At 59.5% G+C, this 20,591-nt stretch carries 17 protein-coding genes and 1 riboswitch; of the genes, 10 read left to right on the top strand and 7 right to left on the bottom strand.

Annotation, left to right across the window (positions count from 1 at the left end; all coding sequences use genetic code 11):
* Window positions 1–52: 52 nt before the first annotated feature.
* Together ACEN9A_RS01750 and ACEN9A_RS01755 are read right to left on the bottom strand one after the other, a co-directional pair.
* Window positions 53–1,276, bottom strand: a complete 1,224-nt coding sequence (locus ACEN9A_RS01750) for an acyltransferase family protein (protein WP_258672155.1) — start codon at window positions 1,274–1,276, stop codon at window positions 53–55.
* Window positions 1,276–3,141 carry a bifunctional O-antigen ligase/aminoglycoside phosphotransferase family protein gene (locus ACEN9A_RS01755; RefSeq protein ID WP_258672156.1) on the bottom strand — a complete coding sequence of 622 codons (1,866 nt, stop codon included), beginning with the start codon at window positions 3,139–3,141 and terminating at the stop codon, window positions 1,276–1,278. Before ACEN9A_RS01755 ends, ACEN9A_RS01750 begins: the two co-directional genes overlap by 1 nt.
* Window positions 3,142–3,296: 155 nt before the next feature.
* Here ACEN9A_RS01755 and msbA point away from each other — a divergent pair, with 155 nt between their 5' ends.
* The 7 genes from msbA (at window position 3,297) to ACEN9A_RS01790 (ending at window position 10,794) form a co-directional block, all read left to right on the top strand.
* Window positions 3,297–5,099 (top strand): lipid A export permease/ATP-binding protein MsbA, encoded by a 1,803-nt coding sequence (gene msbA, locus ACEN9A_RS01760; RefSeq protein WP_019650724.1) that lies wholly within the window; start codon window positions 3,297–3,299, stop codon window positions 5,097–5,099.
* A gap of 185 nt (window positions 5,100–5,284) precedes the next feature.
* The gene (locus ACEN9A_RS01765) at window positions 5,285–5,989 is read left to right on the top strand and encodes a sulfotransferase family 2 domain-containing protein (RefSeq protein ID WP_019650723.1); all 705 of its coding nucleotides are present in this window, start codon (window positions 5,285–5,287) and stop codon (window positions 5,987–5,989) included.
* Window positions 5,982–6,587 (top strand): adenylyl-sulfate kinase, encoded by a 606-nt coding sequence (gene cysC / locus ACEN9A_RS01770; protein ID WP_258672157.1) that lies wholly within the window; start codon window positions 5,982–5,984, stop codon window positions 6,585–6,587. Before ACEN9A_RS01765 ends, cysC begins: the two co-directional genes overlap by 8 nt.
* 102 nt (window positions 6,588–6,689) lie before the next feature.
* Window positions 6,690–8,111 (top strand): bifunctional D-glycero-beta-D-manno-heptose-7-phosphate kinase/D-glycero-beta-D-manno-heptose 1-phosphate adenylyltransferase HldE, encoded by a 1,422-nt coding sequence (gene hldE, locus ACEN9A_RS01775; RefSeq protein ID WP_026286608.1) that lies wholly within the window; start codon window positions 6,690–6,692, stop codon window positions 8,109–8,111.
* A gap of 122 nt (window positions 8,112–8,233) precedes the next feature.
* A complete protein-coding gene (locus ACEN9A_RS01780; protein WP_019650721.1) occupies window positions 8,234–9,208 on the top strand; it encodes a glycosyltransferase family protein in 975 nt (324 codons plus the stop codon).
* A 3-nt stretch (window positions 9,209–9,211) separates the two neighbouring features.
* Window positions 9,212–9,916, top strand: coding sequence for a hypothetical protein (locus tag ACEN9A_RS01785; protein WP_258672158.1), 705 nt, complete (start codon window positions 9,212–9,214; stop codon window positions 9,914–9,916).
* 71 nt (window positions 9,917–9,987) lie between these two features.
* Window positions 9,988–10,794 (top strand): hypothetical protein, encoded by an 807-nt coding sequence (locus ACEN9A_RS01790; RefSeq protein ID WP_018928538.1) that lies wholly within the window; start codon window positions 9,988–9,990, stop codon window positions 10,792–10,794.
* Between the two features lie 10 nt (window positions 10,795–10,804).
* On the opposite strand, the gene ACEN9A_RS01795 is transcribed toward ACEN9A_RS01790, so the two are convergent.
* From ACEN9A_RS01795 to ACEN9A_RS01810, 4 genes are all read right to left on the bottom strand, one after another.
* Window positions 10,805–11,770: a metal ABC transporter ATPase gene (locus ACEN9A_RS01795; protein WP_258672159.1), complete on the bottom strand. Its 966-nt coding sequence runs from the start codon at window positions 11,768–11,770 to the stop codon at window positions 10,805–10,807.
* An 81-nt stretch (window positions 11,771–11,851) separates the two neighbouring features.
* Window positions 11,852–12,667: an aldo/keto reductase gene (locus tag ACEN9A_RS01800; RefSeq protein WP_258672160.1), complete on the bottom strand. Its 816-nt coding sequence runs from the start codon at window positions 12,665–12,667 to the stop codon at window positions 11,852–11,854.
* Window positions 12,664–13,839, bottom strand: coding sequence for an NAD(P)/FAD-dependent oxidoreductase (locus ACEN9A_RS01805; RefSeq protein WP_258672162.1), 1,176 nt, complete (start codon window positions 13,837–13,839; stop codon window positions 12,664–12,666). Before ACEN9A_RS01805 ends, ACEN9A_RS01800 begins: the two co-directional genes overlap by 4 nt.
* Before the next feature lie 231 nt (window positions 13,840–14,070).
* Window positions 14,071–14,403 carry a DMT family transporter gene (locus ACEN9A_RS01810; RefSeq protein ID WP_007939639.1) on the bottom strand — a complete coding sequence of 111 codons (333 nt, stop codon included), beginning with the start codon at window positions 14,401–14,403 and terminating at the stop codon, window positions 14,071–14,073.
* Between the two features lie 103 nt (window positions 14,404–14,506).
* Between ACEN9A_RS01810 and ACEN9A_RS01815 the strand changes: the two genes are divergently transcribed.
* Window positions 14,507–15,397: a LysR family transcriptional regulator gene (locus tag ACEN9A_RS01815; RefSeq protein ID WP_018928534.1), complete on the top strand. Its 891-nt coding sequence runs from the start codon at window positions 14,507–14,509 to the stop codon at window positions 15,395–15,397.
* Between the two features lie 22 nt (window positions 15,398–15,419).
* Complete coding sequence (waaA, locus tag ACEN9A_RS01820; protein WP_258672164.1) at window positions 15,420–16,700, top strand: lipid IV(A) 3-deoxy-D-manno-octulosonic acid transferase; 1,281 nt, start codon at window positions 15,420–15,422, stop codon at window positions 16,698–16,700.
* A gap of 57 nt (window positions 16,701–16,757) precedes the next feature.
* Here the strand turns inward: waaA and ACEN9A_RS01825 are convergent, their stop codons facing one another.
* Window positions 16,758–18,197, bottom strand: a complete 1,440-nt coding sequence (locus ACEN9A_RS01825; RefSeq protein ID WP_019650714.1) for a TolC family outer membrane protein — start codon at window positions 18,195–18,197, stop codon at window positions 16,758–16,760.
* Between the two features lie 205 nt (window positions 18,198–18,402).
* A riboswitch (TPP riboswitch) is annotated at window positions 18,403–18,508 on the top strand.
* 166 nt (window positions 18,509–18,674) lie between these two features.
* On the opposite strand from ACEN9A_RS01825, the gene thiC reads away from it, so the two are divergent.
* The gene (gene thiC / locus ACEN9A_RS01830; RefSeq protein WP_258672166.1) at window positions 18,675–20,564 is read left to right on the top strand and encodes a phosphomethylpyrimidine synthase ThiC; all 1,890 of its coding nucleotides are present in this window, start codon (window positions 18,675–18,677) and stop codon (window positions 20,562–20,564) included.
* Window positions 20,565–20,591: the final 27 nt, after the last annotated feature.

Raw genomic sequence — 20,591 nt, forward strand, 5'->3', positions numbered from 1 at the left:
CGTTTCGAGGGCTTTCTTGCGTATGCCCGTCAGTGACAGCCCCGGTGATTGCTCAACGTTGTGGAGCGACCTTCTGCGGGAGTTTTTTCTGACCTTCCCTGTGCTGGCGCAGCCACTGCAGGGTTTTCTTGCCAGCATCGATGCCCGGTTTCTCGATGTACAGGAATGTCAGGCTGCTGATGATGATCAGCAGGCAGCTGCATAGGGCGAGCAACGGTAGGAAGATCCAGGCTTCCCGGGCATCCAGCTGCAACACCAACGGCAGGCGCTGCACTATCGCCCAGAGCACGAACCCGTGCAGCAGATAGACGCTGTAGCTGATTTCTCCAAGCCAGCGGATGCTGCACGGCTTGAGGGCACCAGACAGCGTGTTGCCAGACGCCACGATCACAAAAAACAGCGAGAGCAACAGCAACGGCATCAGGTTGAACGCGCGGTTGAATGCTGTAAACGCAATCGCCAACGCTATCAGGGCGATGATCCCCGCCAGTCGGGTCTGACCCCAGGCCACCAGAGACGGCCGACGAATCCAGTACGCGGCGCCTATTCCGCCGAGAAAACTGACCAGGAAGTGATTTTTCAGCGAGTGCTCCCAACCGACCAATTTGTACAGTGCGTAAATGCCGATTAGGCACAACCCCACCCGCAACCAGCTGCCGCGATAGATGAACACCATGGCAGCCAGCGGCAGCGCCAGATAGAAGAACACTTCGTAGCCCAGGGTCCAGGTGACGTTGGAGATCAGCATGCCGGTCTGCGGGTATTGGTTGACGTCCGGTCGGTCGAAGGTCAGCCACGCCAGTGTCTGGCCGAGCAGTCGGGTAGCCGGATCCTTGAGTTCCCAGTTCTGCAGATAGAACACGGTGACAAACACAATCGACATCAGCGGCAAGTACAGCGGGTAGAGACGAAACAGTCGCGATACGGCGAAGGCCAGCCAGTCGTGTTGACGCCCCTGGGTGAGTAAGCGGTTCCAGAACAGAAAACCGGTAATCATGAAAAACAGCGCGACGCTGCCCTGACCCAGCTGGGAGTAGAAATTGCTCGGTGGAAATCCGATCACACCGGTCCGCAGGAAGATCCAGGTAATGATCGAGTGGTGCACGAACACGCCGAAAGCCAGATAGCCGCGCAACCCATCGATACTGGCAAAGCGGCTCTCACCGGCATGCCTGAGGTGTCGGGCGATTTTCGGAACGGCGCGCAACAACAGGGCGGCGGTCACGATGGCCAGCAGATAGGCCGCCAGCGCAATGAAGGGGTTGGTTTCGACCATTAATGAGCCTGGGCGGGATGACTCCTGGTTAGCACTTGCCTGTGCAGGTTATCCACGGCAGATTTCGACGCCATCACGGCGTAGCCCTGAAGTAGCGCATCAAAGTGTTCTTCGAACAGCCAGCGTCGATCTTCGGTGTAACGCTGCATATGGCGCAGATTGCGCTTGCGCAGGGACAGGCTCAGCGATGACGGATAGATGCGCATGTCTGCCAGATCGATCAGGCCGAACTCACCGTCATCCAGGACCAGTACGTTGCCCAGGTGCAGGGAGCGGAAATAGATACCTTGTTCATGCAGTTGCGCCAGGAGCTTGCCGAAACGCTCAACCAGTGCCTGACGCACCGCGGGCGCGGTAATGCCTTGAAGAACTTGACGCAAAGTGCTGCCTGGCAGCGGCGAATAGTGCACGGCACTGCTACCGTCCTTGAGTCGATACAGGTCCAGAATTTGCGGGGTCGGGATACCCATGTTGCGCAATTGCTGGCTGTTGGCGGCAAACCGTTCGGAATAGGGATTGAAGCTGCCCGAGGTGTACCAGCGACGGCGACGGAACAACTTGAGAAAGCTGCCATCGACCAGGCGTAGGACTTTTGGTCCCAGCCCGTCTTCTTCGATCACTTGGGCATTGGCGGTCAGTTGTTGCAGGGCGGCTGGTGTCAAGGTTCTGATCGGCATTGCCAATAGGCGCCTGGCACGCTGGTTGATGCTTAATGCGGCGATCAGCGCCAGCGGAATCCACAGCAGAAACCAGTGCTCCTTGGGCCGGGAGATGATGCCACCGCCTTCGGTCAGGCCGGCGCCGATGCCGAATACCAGCCAGGTCGAGGCGATGATGAACAACGGTTGCAGGCGATACCGCCAGCTATTCAGCAAGGCCCGGACCTGGAAGAACAGCCACGGCAGCAAGCCGAAAATACCAACGTAATAGAGCACCCCCAAGGCGAAGCTATGAGGCTCCTGCAAGGTGTAGCCGATACCGGGGTCGAGAGTCAGGGTGGCGTTGTAGCCATGACCGATCCATGGGTGCTCGGCAATTTTTTGCAGGGCCAGCTGCCAGATTTCAAAGCGATAGGAGTCGCCGCGCTCGACGATCATCTGCGAAAACAGTACGGCAACCGCTGCGCCGATGATCAACAGCGCGCCCAGCAATACGAAAGAACGGCGGCTCCAGATGATGAAACTCAGCCAGAGCGCTGCCATTGTCAAAGCAACCAGCGGGGTTCTGGAGCCGGTGGCGATCACCGCGGCGAACATGATCGCCATCGCCGGGATGCTCAGCCAGAGTATCTGGCGACGCTTGCAGGTCATGCTCACGCTCAGCCAGTAGGTACAAAAAAAACCGAATACGTGGGAGCTGAGCAGTGGGTTGTCGAATGCGCCGCTCCCGATCAGGCGCATGCCCGGCTCGTAGAGGCGGGTAAACATGAACAGGTTGTAGGCCGACGCGAACAGCCCGACCATTGCGGCACTGAACAGCAGGGGCTGGATGATCTCGCTTCGGTAGCGCACCAGCAGGTAGCAGCCAGCGAACAACAGCAGGGTGTGTAAAGAGGGTTTGAACTGACCGATGACGCTTTGCTCCATCGGCGGCCCCCAGCTCAGGCTGAGCAAGGCCCAGGCGGCGAACAACAGTGCCGCGACGAAGATCGGTTCGCGCAGCAACTCTTTGAGTTCGCGGGGGCGCAGGCACAGGACAATAAACGATGGAATGCTGAACAGCCCATAAAAAAGCTTGTGATGCAGGCTGCGACCAGGCAGAAAGAACATCGCGCACAGCAGCAAGAAGTAGCCAAGTGGAAGAATCCAGAGGCAAATGAAATCGAAGACTCGATTGGATGTGTTGTTGAAGCCACTGAGTTGCATGCTGAGAGATTCAATCCTGAAGTTGATCGGCCATTCGGGGTGATGGCTATTTGATGCTGAATATGACGCTTAACAATAACAGCCTTTATGCGATTGCCAGAACCCAGAAGAAGCTGTGCTAAAGTCAGCGTCCTTTTTATCGACATTCGCGTGATATGACCGACTCCAGTCTCTCCGCAAGCCCATCGAGCTTGAAAATCTACTTCCGCCTGCTCAGCTATGTCCGGCCGTACATCAGCCTGTTCCTGATCAGCATTGTCGGTTTTCTGATTTTCGCTTCGACTCAGCCAATGCTCGGGTACATCCTCAAGTATTTCGTCGACGGCCTGTCCAACCCCGAAGCGGCGCTGTTTCCAACCGTACCGTACCTGCGTGACCTGCAGCTGCTGCAGGCCGTGCCTCTGCTGATCATCCTGATTGCAGCGTGGCAGGGGCTCGGATCTTATCTGGGCAACTACTTCCTGGCCAAGGTTTCTCTCGGGCTGGTCCACGACTTGCGTGTGCAGCTGTTCAACAACCTGCTGGTCCTGCCCAACCGCTATTTCGACAAGCATAACTCGGGTCATCTGATTTCGCGCATCACCTTCAACGTGACCATGGTCACGGGGGCGGCCACAGATGCGATCAAGGTCGTAATTCGTGAAGGCATGACGGTGATGTTCCTGTTCGCCTCGCTGCTGTTCATGAACTGGCGCTTGACGCTGGTCATGGTCGCGATCCTGCCGTTGATCGCCTTGATGGTGCGCACCGCCAGCAAGAAATTCCGTAAACAGAGCAAGAAGATCCAGGCCGCCATGGGCGACGTGACGCACGTGGCCTCGGAAACGATCCAGGGCTATCGTGTGGTGCGCAGCTTCGGCGGCGAAGTCTATGAAGAAAGGCGTTTCTTCAATGCCAGCCAGGGCAACACCGACAAGCAACTGCGCATGACTCGCACCGGCGCCATCTATACACCGCTGCTGCAACTGGTGATCTACACCGCCATGGCGGTGCTGATGTTCCTGGTGTTGTTCCTGCGCGGCGATGCGTCCGCCGGTGACATGGTGGCCTACATTACTCTGGCGGGCCTGCTGCCGAAGCCGATCCGCCAATTGTCCGAAGTCAGCTCGACCATCCAGAAAGGTGTGGCCGGCGCCGAGAGTATCTTCGAGCAACTGGACGTCGAACCTGAAGTCGATACCGGCACCATCGAGCGCGATGCCGTCAGCGGTCGTCTGGATGTGCGTCACTTGAGCTTCACTTACCCGGGCACCGATCGCCAGGTACTCGATGACATCAGTTTCTCGGTCGAGCCGGGGCAAATGGTGGCATTGGTGGGGCGTTCGGGCAGCGGCAAGTCGACATTGGCCAACCTGATTCCGCGCTTCTACCACCACGACAAGGGCGAGATCCTGATCGATGGCGTTGAAGTGGAACAGTACAAGCTGCTGAACCTGCGCAGGCACATCGCCCAAGTGACCCAGCATGTGACGCTGTTCAGCGACACCGTGGCCAACAACATTGCGTATGGCGATCTGGCTGGGGCTCCCCGCGAAGACATCGAGAAAGCGGCAAGAGACGCCTACGCGATGGACTTCATTGCGCAGTTGCCCGAAGGCCTGGACACCCAGGTCGGCGAGAACGGCGTGTTGCTGTCCGGCGGTCAGCGTCAGCGTCTGGCAATTGCCCGGGCTCTGCTGAAGAATGCACCGTTGCTGATTCTCGACGAAGCCACTTCGGCCCTCGATACCGAATCCGAGCGGCATATTCAGGCTGCGCTGGATCAGGTCATGAAAGGTCGCACGACGCTGGTCATCGCTCACCGGTTGTCGACCATCGAGAAGGCTGACCTGATTCTGGTCATGGATCAGGGCCGGATCGTCGAGCGCGGCACCCATGCCGAGCTTCTGGCGCAGAATGGCTACTACGCCCGCCTGAACGCCATGGGGCTCGACGCCCCGGCGGAAGACATCGCCTGACTCGATGCAAGGGTGAGCCCTGCTCACCCTTGCGTTCACCGACGTGCAACGCGTCCGGTGGATTGTATCCAGACCTTTACGCTTCTTGACCAAACCGGAATAAATCTCGGCAACGCGCTTGTTAAGGTTCCTGAACGAACTTTGACTTCAATCGAGGGGGCCAACCCTTTCGCGCGGGTACTGCCATGCTGCAACGTTATCTCTGGAAGCTCTTGCCCAAGCCGCAGCGGGCTTTCCTGCTGGGACGCCTGTCGGTCGTGGACCGTCAGGTGATCAACAAGTCGATGTCGGCCAACCTGAGTTTCCCACAGGCCTTCGAGCAGCGTTCCTGTCTATTCATTCATGTTCCCAAGTGTGCCGGGAGCAGCGTGTGTGCAGCGATGTTCGATGGCTGGAGCCCCGGGCACTTGCCGTTGTACTGGTACGAGCAGCAATTTCCCGAGCAGTTCGCCGCCAGTTTCAAGTTCGCCTTCGTTCGTGATCCGCTGGAAAGGGCCTACTCGGCTTATGCTTTTTTGCGGGGCAACGAGTTGGGCCGGCGCGACCAGGCGGCGCAGAAGCTGGTCAGCCACTACCGCGACTTTGATGACTTCGTCGCTCGCTGGCTGCATTCGGAGACAATCCGCCGGCAAATGCATTTTGCCGCGCAAACGGATTTTCTGACCGACTCCCTGGGGCATCTGGCCCTGGACTTCATCGGCTACCAGGAGCATCTGGAGCGAGATTTTCGCCTGGTCTGCGAACAGGTGGGCCACTGGGCGGTGTTACCTCACGTCAACGGCTCGCAACAGCGGCGTCCGATGCTCGCCCGCGACTTCTGCTCGGTGCGTACCCGTCGGCTGGTGCGACGGGTGTACCAGCGCGATTACGAAATGCTCGGTTATGAATGAGACCCTGTCGATACCTGTTCCGGAGATCAGGCCTTACGATTTGTCATTGTCGAACCGCGACCGCGCCGCAATCAAATTCCAGCACCCGCGTTGCCTCTGGTTGACGGGCCTGTCAGGCGCGGGCAAGTCGACCCTGGCCAATGCGCTGGAGTTGCAACTCAATCGGCACGGGCTGCACACGTTCCTGCTCGATGGCGACAATTTGCGCAATGGCCTGTGTCGTGACTTGGGAATGAGTGCCGAGTGTCGCCGGGAAAACATCCGGCGCATGGCCGAGGTGGCACGGCTGATGGTCGACGCCGGTTTGATTGTGATTGTGGCGGCGATCTCGCCGTTTCGCGCTGAGCGTGATGCCGCTCGTCGGTTGTTCGCTGAGGGCGATTTCATCGAGGTATATGTGAGCACGCCCTTGGCGGTGTGTGCGCAACGAGACCCCAAAGGCCTGTATCGAGCGGCCCGCCAAGGGCGGATCACGAACTTCACCGGCATCGACAGCCCTTATGAGGCACCGCTGACGGCGGAGTGCGAGATCGACACCCAGGCGCTGCAACTTGAGGGCGCTTGCCATCGTTTATCGCAATTTCTGCTCAATAAATGAACAGAAATCCCCGCCGATTCATCCGCTTGCAGGCGCCCCGCAAGCCAGCGCCAACCCTGTGTTAATATCGCGCCCCTGTTCATTTTGTATGTGGGTTGCTCCATGAAGTTGTCCATGCCGCGATTCAATCAAGCCCCTGTCTTGGTGGTCGGCGATGTCATGCTCGACCGTTACTGGCATGGTGGTACCTCACGGATCTCTCCTGAGGCGCCGGTACCGGTCGTCAAGGTCGAGCACATCGAGGACCGCCCGGGCGGCGCCGCCAACGTTGCCTTGAACATTGCCGCGCTCGGTGCGCCGGCCTCGCTGGTCGGTGTGACTGGCGACGACGAAGCCGCCGACAGCCTGGTCAATAGCCTCAAGGGCGCCGGCGTGCGTGCGTTGTTCCAGCGCATTGCGCACCAGCCGACCATCGTCAAGCTGCGGGTCATGAGCCGTCACCAGCAATTGCTGCGTATCGACTTCGAAGAGCCTTTCGCAACTGACGCTCTGGCGCTGGGCGAGCAAGTCGACGAATTGCTCGAAGGCATCAAGGTGCTGGTGCTGTCCGATTACGGTAAAGGCGCGCTGAAAAACCATCAGGTGCTGATCCAGGCCGCCCGTGCCCGTGGCATTCCGGTGTTGGCCGATCCCAAGGGCAAGGATTTCTCGATCTACCGTGGCGCGAGCCTGATCACCCCGAACCTCAGCGAGTTCGAAACCATCGTCGGCGGTTGCGCCGATGAGCACGAACTGGTGAGCAAGGGCGCGCAGCTGATGCACGACCTCGACCTCGGTGCGTTGCTGGTAACCCGTGGCGAGCACGGCATGACCTTGCTGCGTCCGGATCATCCGGCGCTGCACCTGCCGGCCCGTGCCCGTGAAGTGTTCGACGTGACCGGCGCCGGCGACACGGTGATTTCTACCCTGGCGGCGGCGATCGCCGCTGGCGAAGAGCTGCCCCATGCGGTGGCCCTGGCTAATCTGGCGGCGGGCATCGTGGTCGGCAAGCTCGGTACCGCGGCCATCAGCGCACCGGAACTGCGTCGCGCGATCCAGCGCGAGGAAGGCTCCGAGCGCGGTGTGCTGGGCCTCGAGCAGTTGCTGCTGGCGGTCGATGACGCGCGAGCGCACAAAGAGAAGATCGTGTTCACCAACGGTTGCTTCGACATCCTGCATGCCGGCCATGTGACTTACCTCGAACAGGCGCGCGCCCAAGGTGATCGCCTTATCGTGGCGGTCAATGACGATGCGTCGGTGAGCCGCTTGAAAGGGCCGGGTCGGCCGATCAACAGCGTCGACCGTCGCATGGCGGTACTGGCGGGTTTAGGCGCCGTGGATTGGGTGATCAGTTTCTCTGAAGGCACCCCGGAAAACCTGCTGCGTGCGGTCAAACCGGATGTACTGGTCAAGGGCGGTGATTACGGGGTCGACCAAGTGGTTGGCGCGGACATCGTCAACGCTTACGGCGGGACGGTGAAAGTACTGGGGTTGGTGGAAAACAGCTCGACCACTGCAATCGTCGAGAAGATACGCAGCCGTTGAGGTGGGCGTCTCTCGTTTTGTAATGTACGTGAACGGTCTTACCTTGGAGGTATAACCGTTCCCGTTGACGTTGGCCGGTACAAATCCGCGCTTACCTGCTGTTGTCTTGTGGTAGTTATTTTATGAAAGTCATGCTCCTGGTGATGGATGAGCAGCGTGTCATATTGGACCGTCTGTATGAAATCGTGCAGCAGAACTGCACCGATTGCGTTGTCTATCGCCTAAGCAAACTGCAACAGATGAAGCTCGGCCCGTTTCTCGCTTCGGTCAATTATCAGAACTTTGACCGGGTCGTGATTTTCTCCAGAGTCAAGCGCCTCGCGCCGCAGCTCAGTGTTCTAAAGTGTATTCCCGGGCTGATTTTTCTCGAGCATGACGCCTATCAGAACTACATGCCCGACAGTAAGTACCGGAGAGTTTATTCGCGTCTGTATCGCCGTCTCCCAAGCTCTCGCGTGCTGGTGTCTGGCGCTGTTGTTGCGCGTAGGATGCAAGCTGAAAATATTGATGCAGTGTTCGTTTCAAAAGGATATGACGAACAGATGCTGCATAACATGGACGGTGTTCGAGACATTCCGATCGGGTTTCTGGGCAGTTTGAAAAGTACCGAATATGCGCAGCGCAAGGCCGTCCTTGAATCGCTGGCTCGGCGTACCGGCATGTTGGTAACCCGGACCCAGTCTGGCGCCGAATATCTTGAAACACTCAATCGCATCAAGATCTTTGTCAGTGCCGATATCGGCATGGGCGAATTCATGATCAAAAACTTTGAAGCCATGGCCTGTGGCTGTGTACTGCTGGCCTGGAGTCAAGGTGAAGAAGATGAGTTGTTGGGCTTTCAGGATATGCACAACACCGTGTTCTATCGCTCCGAAGAGGAGGCAGTGGAAAAACTCAAGCTGTTGGAGAATGATCCTGCGTTAGCGTCTCGTATCGCCAGTAACGGGCAGGCGTTCGCTGAGAGCCAGTATTCCTTTGCACGTGTGGGACGTACCCTCGCTGTTGAAATCCAGCGTGAAATGCGTCCTTGGCGACCGCCATCGGCATTCACTCGTCTGTGGGTCAAGTTACGTCATGGGATGAAGGTTCCGGAGTAGCTCATGGAATGTCAGAAGCCTCAAACCTGTGAACAATTGGCGCTGGATGCAATGCCTGGTGGGCACCAGTCCGTTATGGATGGACTGCCGCAGGAGCTGAAAGACTGTCTGCGCTCGGCCGCTCGCGTTGTGCTTATAGCTAATAATCCGGCTATTACGTCGGCCGATTTCCAGGCACTGAATATTGGCATTGATGACGTCGTGGTCAGCTTCAACACCTGTGTTAAATCAGCATTGCTTCGCCCGCAGAGCGTCAATGTATTCGTTCATGGCTACAACGCGCCGGACGCTTACTTTTTCGGCCTTCCTTATGGATCTGAAGTGCGGCGACTTTTCGAACACGCTGGCGAGCGTTGTTTCACAATGCTGGTGGGATGTACGGAGCCAATGTGCGCTTTGCCGCGAGTGGCGCTTTTTTGGGAGCGCATTCCGTTACCGGCACTGTGGAACTATCCGGTCGACCGACCAGGAGGCAAGCGGTATGTTGGACCTTCCACCGGCTTTAATGCACTGGTGTTGTTCGATTGGCTGCGCAGTCACACTGGTTATACCTACCAACTGATGACATTGGGTTTTTCCAACGAGGCAGGAAAGCTCTGGGGCGGGCATGCCTGGGACTATGAGCGAGACTGGCTGCAAAAGTCGGACGTCATCGTCGTGCCTCTGCGGCGTCGTAGTTGGTGGCAAACATTGCTTCGTCGCAAATGAATGATTGTTGGTAACCGGTCACCAGCAGGGCGCCGAAAAGCGGGCTCGTTTTCTTTCAGGGGTGTTGTCGAGTGTTAAATGTTGCGGTGGCTTTTTTTGGTATCCCAAGAAATTCGGAAATCTGCTTTCCCTCCATTCAAGAAAACGTTCTTGCGCAGTTGCCCCCGAACAGCAACGTAAAATGCTTTTATCATCTGTATAAAGTCGACGAAGTCCAGAACGCGCGCTCAGGCGAAAGGGGGGAGCTGAAGGCGGATAACTATAAGGCCTTCGAGGTTATGACGGGCCAGCTCACTTCAACGGAAGGTGTTCTTGAGCGTTGGAACTTTGAACAAGTCAAGGCACTCGGCGATACCTGGGCTGACGAGTACGCATCACTTCGGAACCTGATCTATCAGCTGAATTCGCTGCACACAGTCACCGCCATGATGGAGTCCTTCAATCCTGATTTCGTAGTATTCGTTCGTCCGGACAATTTCTATCACACACCGCTTCCCGCCTATGTGTTCGATCACCCTGAAGCCAGGCGACTGAATAGCTATATCCCTGATTGGCAGTGGTGGGGGGGGCTGAACGATCGTTTTGCCATTTGTGGGCGCGATACCTATATGGCTTATGGGAAAAGGATCGAGCACATCTTCGACTTCTGCAAGGCGACAGGAAGGCAGTTACATTCCGAACGACTGCTCAAATACGTATTACAACAGGCAGGAGCCCGGATTTGCACCATGGATACCAAGGCTTCCCGTGTTCGTATCACCGGTGCATTTGCTGATGAATCGTTCTCTCCCAAGCGCGGCATGGGCAAGCGGGAGAATCGCTACTTTCATTTGTTTGCGCAGTTCCGCACGTTCATGGACAAGCAACGATCAAGCTAGGCGCAAGCAATTATTTACTCAGTGTTCCCCGCACCAGCTTCACCAGTCGGAGAGCCTTCACGCTAAGTTGCTTCAACCCTTGTCGCTGAGCTTTCGGTACCCCCAGCCCTTGTTGTGCTATCCAGTCCTTCCAGCGAATACGTTCTTCACGGACCACCCAACCTTGTTGGATAGCGAAGCTCTCCGCCAGGTACAGTCCACGGGTACTGGCCGGTAAAAGCTTATCGCGCTTGAGCGTATACAACTCGGGGAGGGGCACCCCGTCTTCAAGTGGCATCAGGTACAAATCGGGACGTTTGCGATCGAGCCGGGCCACCAGTTGATCGCCCTCCAGCCGCTCGTCGACATGGAACAGGCTCAGGGATTTGGCTTCCTTGGGCACGTCCAGGCGCAAATCGTAGATCAATTGCAGCGAGGCTGTCGGCAAGTGCACGTAGGCCCGGGGACGTTCGATCAGCGGCATGTTCGCGCAGCGCACCGGCCGCGCCGAGCCGGAGAGTGGTGTCAGGCGAAACGGCAGGGCTTCGCGGTAGTGCAGGGCAGCCGAGTAGGGCGCTGGCAGCCAGGTTTCGTTGAAGCGCCCGCTGAGCCAGCCTTCCGGGGTTTCCAGCAGGCACTCTTCGGCAATTTCCTGGGTCGCCGTGTGCAGCGGCAGGTTCAGCTCATGGGCCGGCACGTAGCCGGAGATCAGCTTGAGCACCACGTCGCCGCGATCCTGCCGACGTTGACGCACCAACACCCAGTAGTCGCGATTCTGCCAATGCAGGGTCAGGCGCACCGAAACCCCGAGGTTCGCCAGCTCCAGGGCAAACCGCTCGCTATCGGCCACCGTCACCGGACGGCGGCGTTGCAGGGTCTGGGAAAAATTCAACGGCATCCCGACGCTCTGATAACTCAAACCTTCGGGCGTGGCTTCGACGAACAGCGGCAGGGTCTTGAAGTTGCTCGGGTTCTTTCTGATCAGCGTACGCGGCATGTCGGCTCCTGCTTAAGGCCGCGTGGGCGGCATCAATGGCTAGGGTCTGTTGACGGCCAGCGTCGCGGTCGTCACCAAACGTCAACAGGCCCTATGAAGGACCTGGGCAACGGTCGCGACGTTGTGGGCGAGGTGCAGCGGATTGATGGTCCCGACAATAGCACTGGCCACCCCCGGGTGTTCAAACAACAACTCGAAGCTGGCACGCACCGGATCAACACCCGGGCTCAGGCAGACGTGGCCGCTGGCCAGGGCCTTTTTGACCAGGATCGCTTTGCCGTGAGCAGCAGCATAGTCAATGACTGGCTTCTCGCTCTGTTCGTTCAGATTGTAGGTGACCATTGCGCAATCACCTTGTTCCAGAGCCTTCAAACCGCCTTCGACGGTTTTACCGGAAAAGCCGAAACCGCGAATCTTGCCTTCGCGCTTGAGCTCGGCAAGGGTCGCATAGACCTCATTGTCGTTGAGGATCGCCAGGTCGTTGCCGTCGGAATGCACCAGCACCAGATCGATAAAGTCCGTTTCCAGGCGTTGCAGGCTGCGCTCCACCGAGAACCGGGTATGCGCAGCGCTGAAATCATGGCGGGACTGACCGTCGGCAAACTCTTCGCCGACCTTGCTGACGATTACCCAGTCCTGACGCTGACCACGCAGCAACGGGCCGAGACGCTCTTCGCTGCGGCCATAGGCCGGGGCGGTGTCGATCAGGTTGATGCCCAGGTCGCGCGCGAGTTTGAGCAGCCTGCGGGCTTCGTCGTCGTCGGGGATCTGAAAACCGTTGGGGTATTTCACCCCTTGATCGCGGCCAAGTTTCACTGTGCCCAGGCCCAGGGGTGATACCAGCAGGCCTGTGCTGCCCAGCGGGCGATGCAGGTCATGCAGGGTCGGTTGGCTCATGGCAGCAGTTGCTCCCAGGCAGGGACACCGATCGGCGGTTTCGGCAGTTCCGGCAGCGGGGCGGCATGGCTTGGCTGAATGCCGTCGCGTTGCAACGAGGCGATGACGCGGTCGGCGAAGTCCGGTGCCAGGGCCAGTTTGGTCGGCCAGCCCACCAGCAAACGATTCTGCTCGGCGAGGAAGGCGTTGTCCGGGCGGGTCAGGCCCGATTGCAGCGGCTCGGCGCGTTCGACCCGCAAGGTCGCCCACTGTGCGGTGCTCAGGTCGATCCACGGCAGAAGTTGGCCAAGTTCTTTCTGGGCGGCGGCAATTTGCGCGGCTGGCTCGCGGGCCACGCCTTCAGCTTCGGCGATGTCGCCTCCCACGTACCAGACCCACTGGCCATCGGCGGCCGGGTGAGTGGTCACGGTGACGCGCGGCTTCGGCCCGCCGCCCAGGCAGTGGGCGTACAGCGGTTTGAGGCTCGGGCCTTTGACGATGATCATGTGCAGGGGACGGCGCTGCATGGCCGGCTGGCTCAGGCCCAGCGTGGTCAGCAGGTCAGCGGTGCCGGCACCGGCACTGAGAACGATGCGCTGGGCGCGGATTTCGCGTTCGTCGACTTTCAAACCGACCAGTTCGCCATTCTCCAGTAGCGGTTCGATGTGCTGACCGGCCAGCAGACCGTCGCCAGCCAGGTCGGCCAGGCGCTGGATCAGGCTTGGCACGTCGACCACCAGTTCCGTCAAGCGATAGACCTTGCCCTTGAAGCGCTTGTCTTGCAGCGCCGGCGGCAATTGATCACCTTTGACCTGATCGACCCGCCCGCGCACGGCTTTGCTGGCGAAAAAGCTGGTGAGGTTGCCAGCGAGGGTGCCGGGGGACCAGAGGTAATGGGCATCGGACAATACGCGCACGTCGGACAGGTCCAGTTCGCCGTCGCCGGCCAGCGCCTCACGCCAGCGACGCGGCATGTCGGCAATGGCTTCCGAGGCGCCGGTCAGGGCGCCGTGCAACGCGTATTTGGCACCGCCGTGGATGATGCCCTGGGACTTCAGGCTTTGCCCGCCACCGAGGCTGGCGCTTTCCACCAGCACGGTCGAGAAACCCTGGCGGCGCAGGCGTGCATTCAGCCAGAGGCCGGCGACACCAGCGCCGACAATCAGAACGTCGGTGGAAATAACGGATGGCATGCAGCGACCTCAGTGTTCAAGACGAGGGCGCAGTATACAGACTCATGGATTGGAGGTTTTGCTGGCGATCAAGAGATCCATTGTGGCGAGGGGGCTTGCCCCCGTTCGACTGCGCAGCAGTCGTAAAGCCTGCCGCCGCAATATGTCAGAAAAAAGCGGTGACCGGATTCGGGGCCGCTTCGCGCCCCAACGGGGGCAAGCCCCCTCGCCACAAGAGGTTGATGTCAGCAGTTAATGCCCCGCTGTTTTCGAGAACAACTGAATAACCACGACGCCCAGCACAATCAACGCCATCCCCAGCATTGCCGGCACATCCAGTTTCTGCCCGTAGATAAACAGTGCCGCGACGCTGACCATCACGATGCCCATGCCGGCCCACACCGCGTAGGCCACGCCGACCGGAACGCTGCGCACCACCAGGGTCAGCATCCCGAAAGCAATGCCGTAACCGACGATGACCAGCAGCAGCGGCAGTGGCGTGCTGATACCCTTGACCGCTTTCATCGAAACGGTGGCGATCACTTCGGCGCAGATGGCAATTGCGAGGTAGTAGTAAGCGGTCATGGGTCAATCCTCGTATGAAGTGTTGCTTTCTGAGGTCGGCATTCTAGAGATCCGCCAGATGCGGTAAAGTCATTACCTATCTGTTCTGAAGATGGGTTGAGCCATGAACATGCAATGGAGTCTGGAACAGCTGCACTTGTTTGTCAGTGTCGCGGAACAGCGTTCCTTTTCCGCGGTGGCGCGGGATCAGCGCAAGGCGCAGTCGGCGGTCAGCAGTTCGATTGCGCTGCTGGAAGAAGACCTGGGCGTCAGCCTGTTCGATCGCAGCAGTGGTCGCCAGCCGAAACTCACCGAAGCCGGCACCGCGCTGCTTGAAGAGGCACGGGAAGTGCTGCGCCAATGTGAGCGCCTCAACGGCCGGGCATTGGCGATGATGCGCGGCCAGGAAGCGAGTTTGCGGGTGGCTCAGGACGAGGCAATGCCTTATCAGGCAGTGGTTGAAAGCTTCGAAGCCCTGGCCGAACAATTTCCCAGCCTCGAAGTGCAACTGACCAGCGCTGCCCAGGGTGATGTCGCGCGCAAACTGGTGGAGCGTCGGGCCGACCTGGGTTTGCTGTTTTATCACGAGCAGATTCCCGAAGCCCTTGAGCGCCGAGTGCTGGGCAGCGTTGAAATGGTCACGGTGTGCGGCGTGGGGCATCCATTGGCGCAACAGACGCAGGTCAATTGCCAGCAACTGGCGCAGCATCGACAGTTGCTGATGTCCACGCAGTCCAGCGTCTATCCCGGCAGTGAACCAGCCAGCCCGCAGGTCTGGCGGGCCGACAGTTTCTATGTGATGGCCGAGTGGGTGATGCGCGGCCTTGGCTGGGCCTGGTTGCCGCGCCATGTCGTGCAGTACCCGGCGTATCAGAATCTGATGGTCGAACTGACCAGCGAATGGACGCCGCCGGCATTGATTGTGGAGCTGGTCTGGCGCCGCGACGAGCCCCTCGGCCCGGCAGCCCGTTGGCTGGCGGAACGTTTTGCCGTGCACTTGCAGGCGATTGGCTAAAAAACCGATAAACTCCGCCGCCATGAATAGAACCCTCTACACCGCGCTGTTTTACCTGGGGCTGCCATTGGTAGCGATTCGGCTTTGGCTGCGGGCGCGCAAGGCGCCCGCGTACGCCAAACGCATTGGCGAGCGTTTCTCCCTCGCGCTACCGGCGATGAAGCCGGACGGCCTTTGGGTGCACGCGGTGTCGGTGGGCGAAAGCATCGCCGCGGCGCCGATGATCCGTGCCTTGCTGCAGCGATATCCGACGCTGCCGATCACCGTCACCTGCATGACCCCGACCGGATCCGAGCGCATCCAGGCGCTGTTTGCCAACGAGCCGCGCATTCAGCACTGCTATTTGCCTTATGACTTGCCTTGCGCTGCGGCGCGATTCCTTGATCGGGCCCGGCCGAAACTGGCGGTGATCATGGAAACCGAGCTCTGGCCCAACCATATCCATCAGTGCGCCAAGCGTGGAATTCCCGTGGCCCTGGCCAATGCGCGACTGTCCGAACGCTCGGCCAAAGGCTATGGCCGCTTCCATAAACTGACCCAGCCGATGCTCGCCGAGATGAGCCTGTTCGCAGTACAGACCGAAGCCGAAGCGCAGCGTTTTCGCGATTTGGGCGCGCGCCCGGAAACGGTTGAAGTGACCGGTTCGATCAAGTTCGACCTGACTATCGACCCGCAATTACTGCAACGTGCTGCCGAGTTGCGTGGACAATGGCAGGCGCAGGAACGCCCGGTGTGGATCGCCGCGAGTACCCACGAAGGTGAAGACGAGGTGGTGCTCGATGCCCATCGTCGGCTGCTGGCCAATCACCCCGATGCCTTGCTGATTCTGGTGCCGCGTCATCCGGAGCGCTTCAACCCGGTGTTTGAGTTGTGCCGGCAAAAAGGTTTCGCCACGGTACGGCGTTCGACGGGCGAGCCGGTGAATGCAGACACTTCGGTGCTGCTGGGCGACACCATGGGCGAGTTGCTGTTTCTCTACGCCCTGGCCGACAGCGCTTTCGTCGGTGGCAGCCTGGTGCCCAACGGCGGCCATAACCTGCTGGAGCCGGCGGCCTTGGCCAAACCGGTGCTCAGCGGGCCGCACCTGTTCAACTTCCTCGAAATCGCCGCGCAGTTGCGCAGCGCCGGGGCGCTGGCCGAGGTCGATGATGCCGAAGGTCTGGCACTGGCGGTGCAGCGGCTGTTCGAACTGCCGCGCGATGCACAGCGGATGGCGGAGGCGGGGCTGAAGGTGATGCGCACCAATCAGGGCGCGTTGCAACGGTTGCTGGATGGGTTGGGGCGGTTGATCGACAAGTCTTGAGTTTGTCACCGACCAATTGTGGCGAGGGAGCTTGCTCCCTCGCCACAGGTTTACCTTTTAATGAGCGGGATTAGCTCGTAACTGCTCCGCCGCAGCCTTCGCCAGATCCGGTGGCAAGAAGTCCTTGTCCGGGTTGTAGTCGGCTTTGAGATAACGCGTCAGGTCCTGCAAATCCCCCGGGTTCAAGGTGCCGGCGGCCTGCTTCAGGCGCAGGTTGTCGAGGATGTAGTCGTAGCGGGTGTTGTTGTAGTTGCGCACCGAGGTGTACAGCTGACGCTGGGCATCGAGCACGTCGACGATGTTGCGCGTCCCCACCTGATAACCGATTTCGGTCGCTTCCACCGCGCTCTGGTTGGAAATGATCGACTGCCGACGCGCCTGCACCTGCTCGACGTCGGTGTTCACGGCGCGGTGCAGATTGCGGGTGTTTTCCACGACCTGACGACGCAGCGCTTCGCGTTGTTGCTCGGTCTGATCCAGCCGTGAGTAAGACTCACGCACCTGGGAACTGGTGAGCCCGCCGCTGTAGATCGGAATGCTCAATTGCAGGCCGACAGTGCGCTGCTCGACATCGCCGCCGTAATGCACGCCGGTCGCGCTCGGGTTGGTAAAGCCGAGGGCGTCGTTGTCACCTTTCTTGTATTGCGCGACCGCATCCAAGGTGGGTGCATGCCCGGCCTTGCGCTGCTTGAGGGTTTCCTCGGCGGCGCTCACCGCGTAGTTGCTGGCCAGCAGATTGAGGTTCTGCCTGGCGGCGGTATCGACCCAGGCTTTGGCGTCGTTCGGCGCCGGCGGCAGGATCGGCAAGGTGTGGACGATGCCCTGGATCGAGTTGTACTGACGGTTGGTCAGGGTGATCAGCGCTTCGAACGCGTCATCCACCTGACGCTGGGCGAGAATCCGGTTGGCCCGCGCCGTGTCGTAACTGGCCTGGGATTGCAGCACATCGGTCTTGTCCGACAGGCCGACGTCGAAGCGCTCGTTGGACTGGTCGAGCTGGCGTTTGAACGCTGCTTCTTCGGCCTTGGTCGAGGCCAGGTTGTCCTGGCTGCGCAGCACGTTGAAGTAGCTTTCGGCGCTTTGCAGGATCAGGTTCTGTTCGGTGGCCGAGAGTTGCAAGGCGGCCTGTTCGTTGACGTCCTTGGCGGCCTGGAACTGGAACCAGCGGTCGGCGCGGAAAATCGGTTGCGACAGGGTCGCCTGATACACCGTACCGCTGCGGTTCGAGGTCACCGATGGCTGATCGAGCGCGGTACGGGTGTCGTTCATGTTGGCACCGGCCGACAGGTTGGGCAGCAGCCCGGCGCGGGCCTGGGGCACGACTTCCTTCTGGGCGCCGTATTGGGCACGGGCGGCGGCGATATCGGCGTTGTTATCCACCGCTTCCTGATAGACGCTGACCAGGTCGGTCTTGGTCGATAAGGGCGCTTCTGCTGCCCAGGCCATTCCATTGGACGCACAAGACACGGCAAGGGCCAGTGAGAGTTTGCGCAGCATGAGGCCATCCCTAAAAATTACGCTGATAATTTGAGCGCCAAGGCTACGGCGCGGCGCCCTGCAGCGTCAAGGCAGAGCGTCAAGGCGCGGCACGGCGTAGCGAGTGTAGTTGCACGCAGGCACGGCAACAATCCGCTGATTGCGCCATTCATCATGGTGTTTACCGTGGTGTTGGCGTTCTTTGCCGGTTATGTCTAGACTGGCCGGGTTCTTGTCGGGGTGCCTTGCTATGAGGCTGAGATCGAATAATTTCGGATCCCGTTGAACCTGATCAGGTTAGCGCCTGCGTAGGGAACAAGATTTCTCGTCACCCGGCGAGTCCTCTTGTGCTTCGTCCGGGATGTTGTTCGACAATCGAACACCCCTCGAGCATCGAGCACAGCACCTGCTGGATTTTTCAGCGCCCGTGCGTCCATTCGTTTACAGGTTCGCTCCGACAAAAATCCACTGCCTGGATGTGTGTCTGGAGAGCCCGTGATGACTACAAAATCAAAAATCGCAACCAACCTGAGTGATTCGGCCAAGGTCGATCAGCAATCGGTTCAGCCGTTTACCCGCTCGCAAAAAATCTATGTTCAGGGCACACGCCCCGACATCCTCGTGCCGATGCGCGAAATCAGCCTGGACGTGACCCCGACCGACTTCGGCGGCGAAATCAACGCGCCAGTGGTGGTGTATGACACCTCGGGCCCGTACACCGATCCCAACGTCATCATCGACGTGCGCAAAGGCCTGGGCGATGTGCGGTCGCCGTGGATCGAATCCCGTGGCGACACCGAACGCCTGTCCGGCCTGAGCTCCAACTTCGGCCAGGAACGCCTCGCTGATCCGGAGCTGACCAAGCTGCGTTTCGCCCACGTCAACAACCCGCGTCGCGCCAAGCCGGGTGCCAACGTCAGCCAGATGCACTACGCCCGCAAAGGCATCATCACCGCCGAGATGGAATACGTCGCCATCCGCGAAAACATGAAGCTCGAAGTGGCCCGCGCCGCCGGCCTGCTGGACCAGCAACACGCCGGCCACAGCTTTGGCGCCAGCGTGCCGAAAATCATCACCCCGGAATTCGTCCGTGAAGAGATCGCCCGCGGTCGCGCGATCATTCCGGCCAACATCAACCACACCGAACTGGAACCGATGATCATCGGCCGTAACTTCCTGGTGAAGATCAACGGCAACATCGGCAACAGTGCCTTGGGTTCGTCCATCGAAGAAGAAGTGGCGAAGCTGACCTGGGGCATTCGCTGGGGTTCGGACACGGTCATGGACCTGTCCACCGGCAAGCACATCCACGAAACCCGCGAATGGATCATCCGTAACTCGCCGGTGCCGATCGGTACCGTGCCGATCTATCAGGCACTGGAGAAGGTCAATGGCGTCGCCGAAGACCTGACCTGGGAGCTGTTCCGCGACACGCTGATCGAGCAGGCCGAGCAGGGCGTCGACTACTTCACCATCCACGCCGGTGTGTTGCTGCGCTACGTGCCGCTGACCGCCAAGCGCGTGACCGGTATCGTCTCCCGTGGCGGTTCGATCATGGCCAAGTGGTGCCTGGCGCACCACAAGGAAAACTTCCTCTACACCCATTTTGAAGACATCTGCGAAATCATGAAGGCCTACGACGTCAGCTTCTCGCTGGGTGATGGCCTGCGTCCGGGCTCGATTGCCGACGCCAACGACGAAGCGCAATTCGGTGAGCTGGAAACCCTCGGCGAGCTGACCAAAATCGCCTGGAAGCACGACGTGCAGTGCATGATCGAAGGCCCGGGCCACGTGCCGATGCAGTTGATCAAAGAGAACATGGACAAGCAGCTGGAGTGCTGCGACGAGGCGCCGTTCTACACCCTTGGCCCACTGACCACCGACATCGCCCCAGGCTACGACCACATCACTTCCGGTATCGGTGCGGCGATGATCGGCTGGTTCGGTTGCGCCATGCTCTGCTACGTGACGCCGAAGGAGCACTTGGGCCTGCCGAACAAGGATGACGTGAAGACCGGGATCATCACCTACAAGATCGCCGCTCACGCCGCCGACCTGGCCAAAGGGCATCCGGGGGCACAGATTCGCGACAACGCCTTGAGCAAGGCGCGTTTCGAATTCCGTTGGGAAGACCAGTTCAACCTGGGCCTCGATCCAGATACCGCACGTTCGTACCACGATGAAACACTGCCGAAGGATTCGGCCAAGGTCGCGCACTTCTGCTCCATGTGCGGGCCGAAATTCTGCTCGATGAAAATCACCCAGGAAGTCCGTGAATACGCGGCCAACCAGCGGATCGAAACCGTCGATGTCGAAGTCGCCAAGGGACTGGCGGAGCAGGCTGAGCGGTTCAAGCAGGAAGGCAGTCAGCTGTACAAGAAGGTTTGATCTGACCGGCGCACTCGGGTGCGCCGC

This window comes from Pseudomonas sp. Pseusp18, assembly GCF_059506005.1.

Excerpts from the sequence above, each read along its gene's own strand:
- ACEN9A_RS01755 (WP_258672156.1), bottom strand. The coding sequence starts at position 3,141 with ATGCAACTCAGTGGCTTCAACAACACATCCAATCGAGTCTTCGATTTC.
- ACEN9A_RS01805 (WP_258672162.1), bottom strand. The coding sequence starts at position 13,839 with ATGCCATCCGTTATTTCCACCGACGTTCTGATTGTCGGCGCTGGTGTC.
- ACEN9A_RS01800 (WP_258672160.1), bottom strand. The coding sequence starts at position 12,667 with ATGAGCCAACCGACCCTGCATGACCTGCATCGCCCGCTGGGCAGCACA.
- ACEN9A_RS01815 (WP_018928534.1), top strand. The coding sequence starts at position 14,507 with ATGAACATGCAATGGAGTCTGGAACAGCTGCACTTGTTTGTCAGTGTC.
- ACEN9A_RS01765 (WP_019650723.1), top strand. The coding sequence starts at position 5,285 with ATGCTGCAACGTTATCTCTGGAAGCTCTTGCCCAAGCCGCAGCGGGCT.
- ACEN9A_RS01780 (WP_019650721.1), top strand. The coding sequence starts at position 8,234 with ATGAAAGTCATGCTCCTGGTGATGGATGAGCAGCGTGTCATATTGGAC.
- ACEN9A_RS01795 (WP_258672159.1), bottom strand. The coding sequence starts at position 11,770 with ATGCCGCGTACGCTGATCAGAAAGAACCCGAGCAACTTCAAGACCCTG.
- ACEN9A_RS01825 (WP_019650714.1), bottom strand. The coding sequence starts at position 18,197 with ATGCTGCGCAAACTCTCACTGGCCCTTGCCGTGTCTTGTGCGTCCAAT.
- ACEN9A_RS01810 (WP_007939639.1), bottom strand. The coding sequence starts at position 14,403 with ATGACCGCTTACTACTACCTCGCAATTGCCATCTGCGCCGAAGTGATC.
- msbA (WP_019650724.1), top strand. The coding sequence starts at position 3,297 with ATGACCGACTCCAGTCTCTCCGCAAGCCCATCGAGCTTGAAAATCTAC.
- thiC (WP_258672166.1), top strand. The coding sequence starts at position 18,675 with ATGACTACAAAATCAAAAATCGCAACCAACCTGAGTGATTCGGCCAAG.
- cysC (WP_258672157.1), top strand. The coding sequence starts at position 5,982 with ATGAATGAGACCCTGTCGATACCTGTTCCGGAGATCAGGCCTTACGAT.
- hldE (WP_026286608.1), top strand. The coding sequence starts at position 6,690 with ATGAAGTTGTCCATGCCGCGATTCAATCAAGCCCCTGTCTTGGTGGTC.
- waaA (WP_258672164.1), top strand. The coding sequence starts at position 15,420 with ATGAATAGAACCCTCTACACCGCGCTGTTTTACCTGGGGCTGCCATTG.
- ACEN9A_RS01785 (WP_258672158.1), top strand. The coding sequence starts at position 9,212 with ATGGAATGTCAGAAGCCTCAAACCTGTGAACAATTGGCGCTGGATGCA.
- ACEN9A_RS01750 (WP_258672155.1), bottom strand. The coding sequence starts at position 1,276 with ATGGTCGAAACCAACCCCTTCATTGCGCTGGCGGCCTATCTGCTGGCC.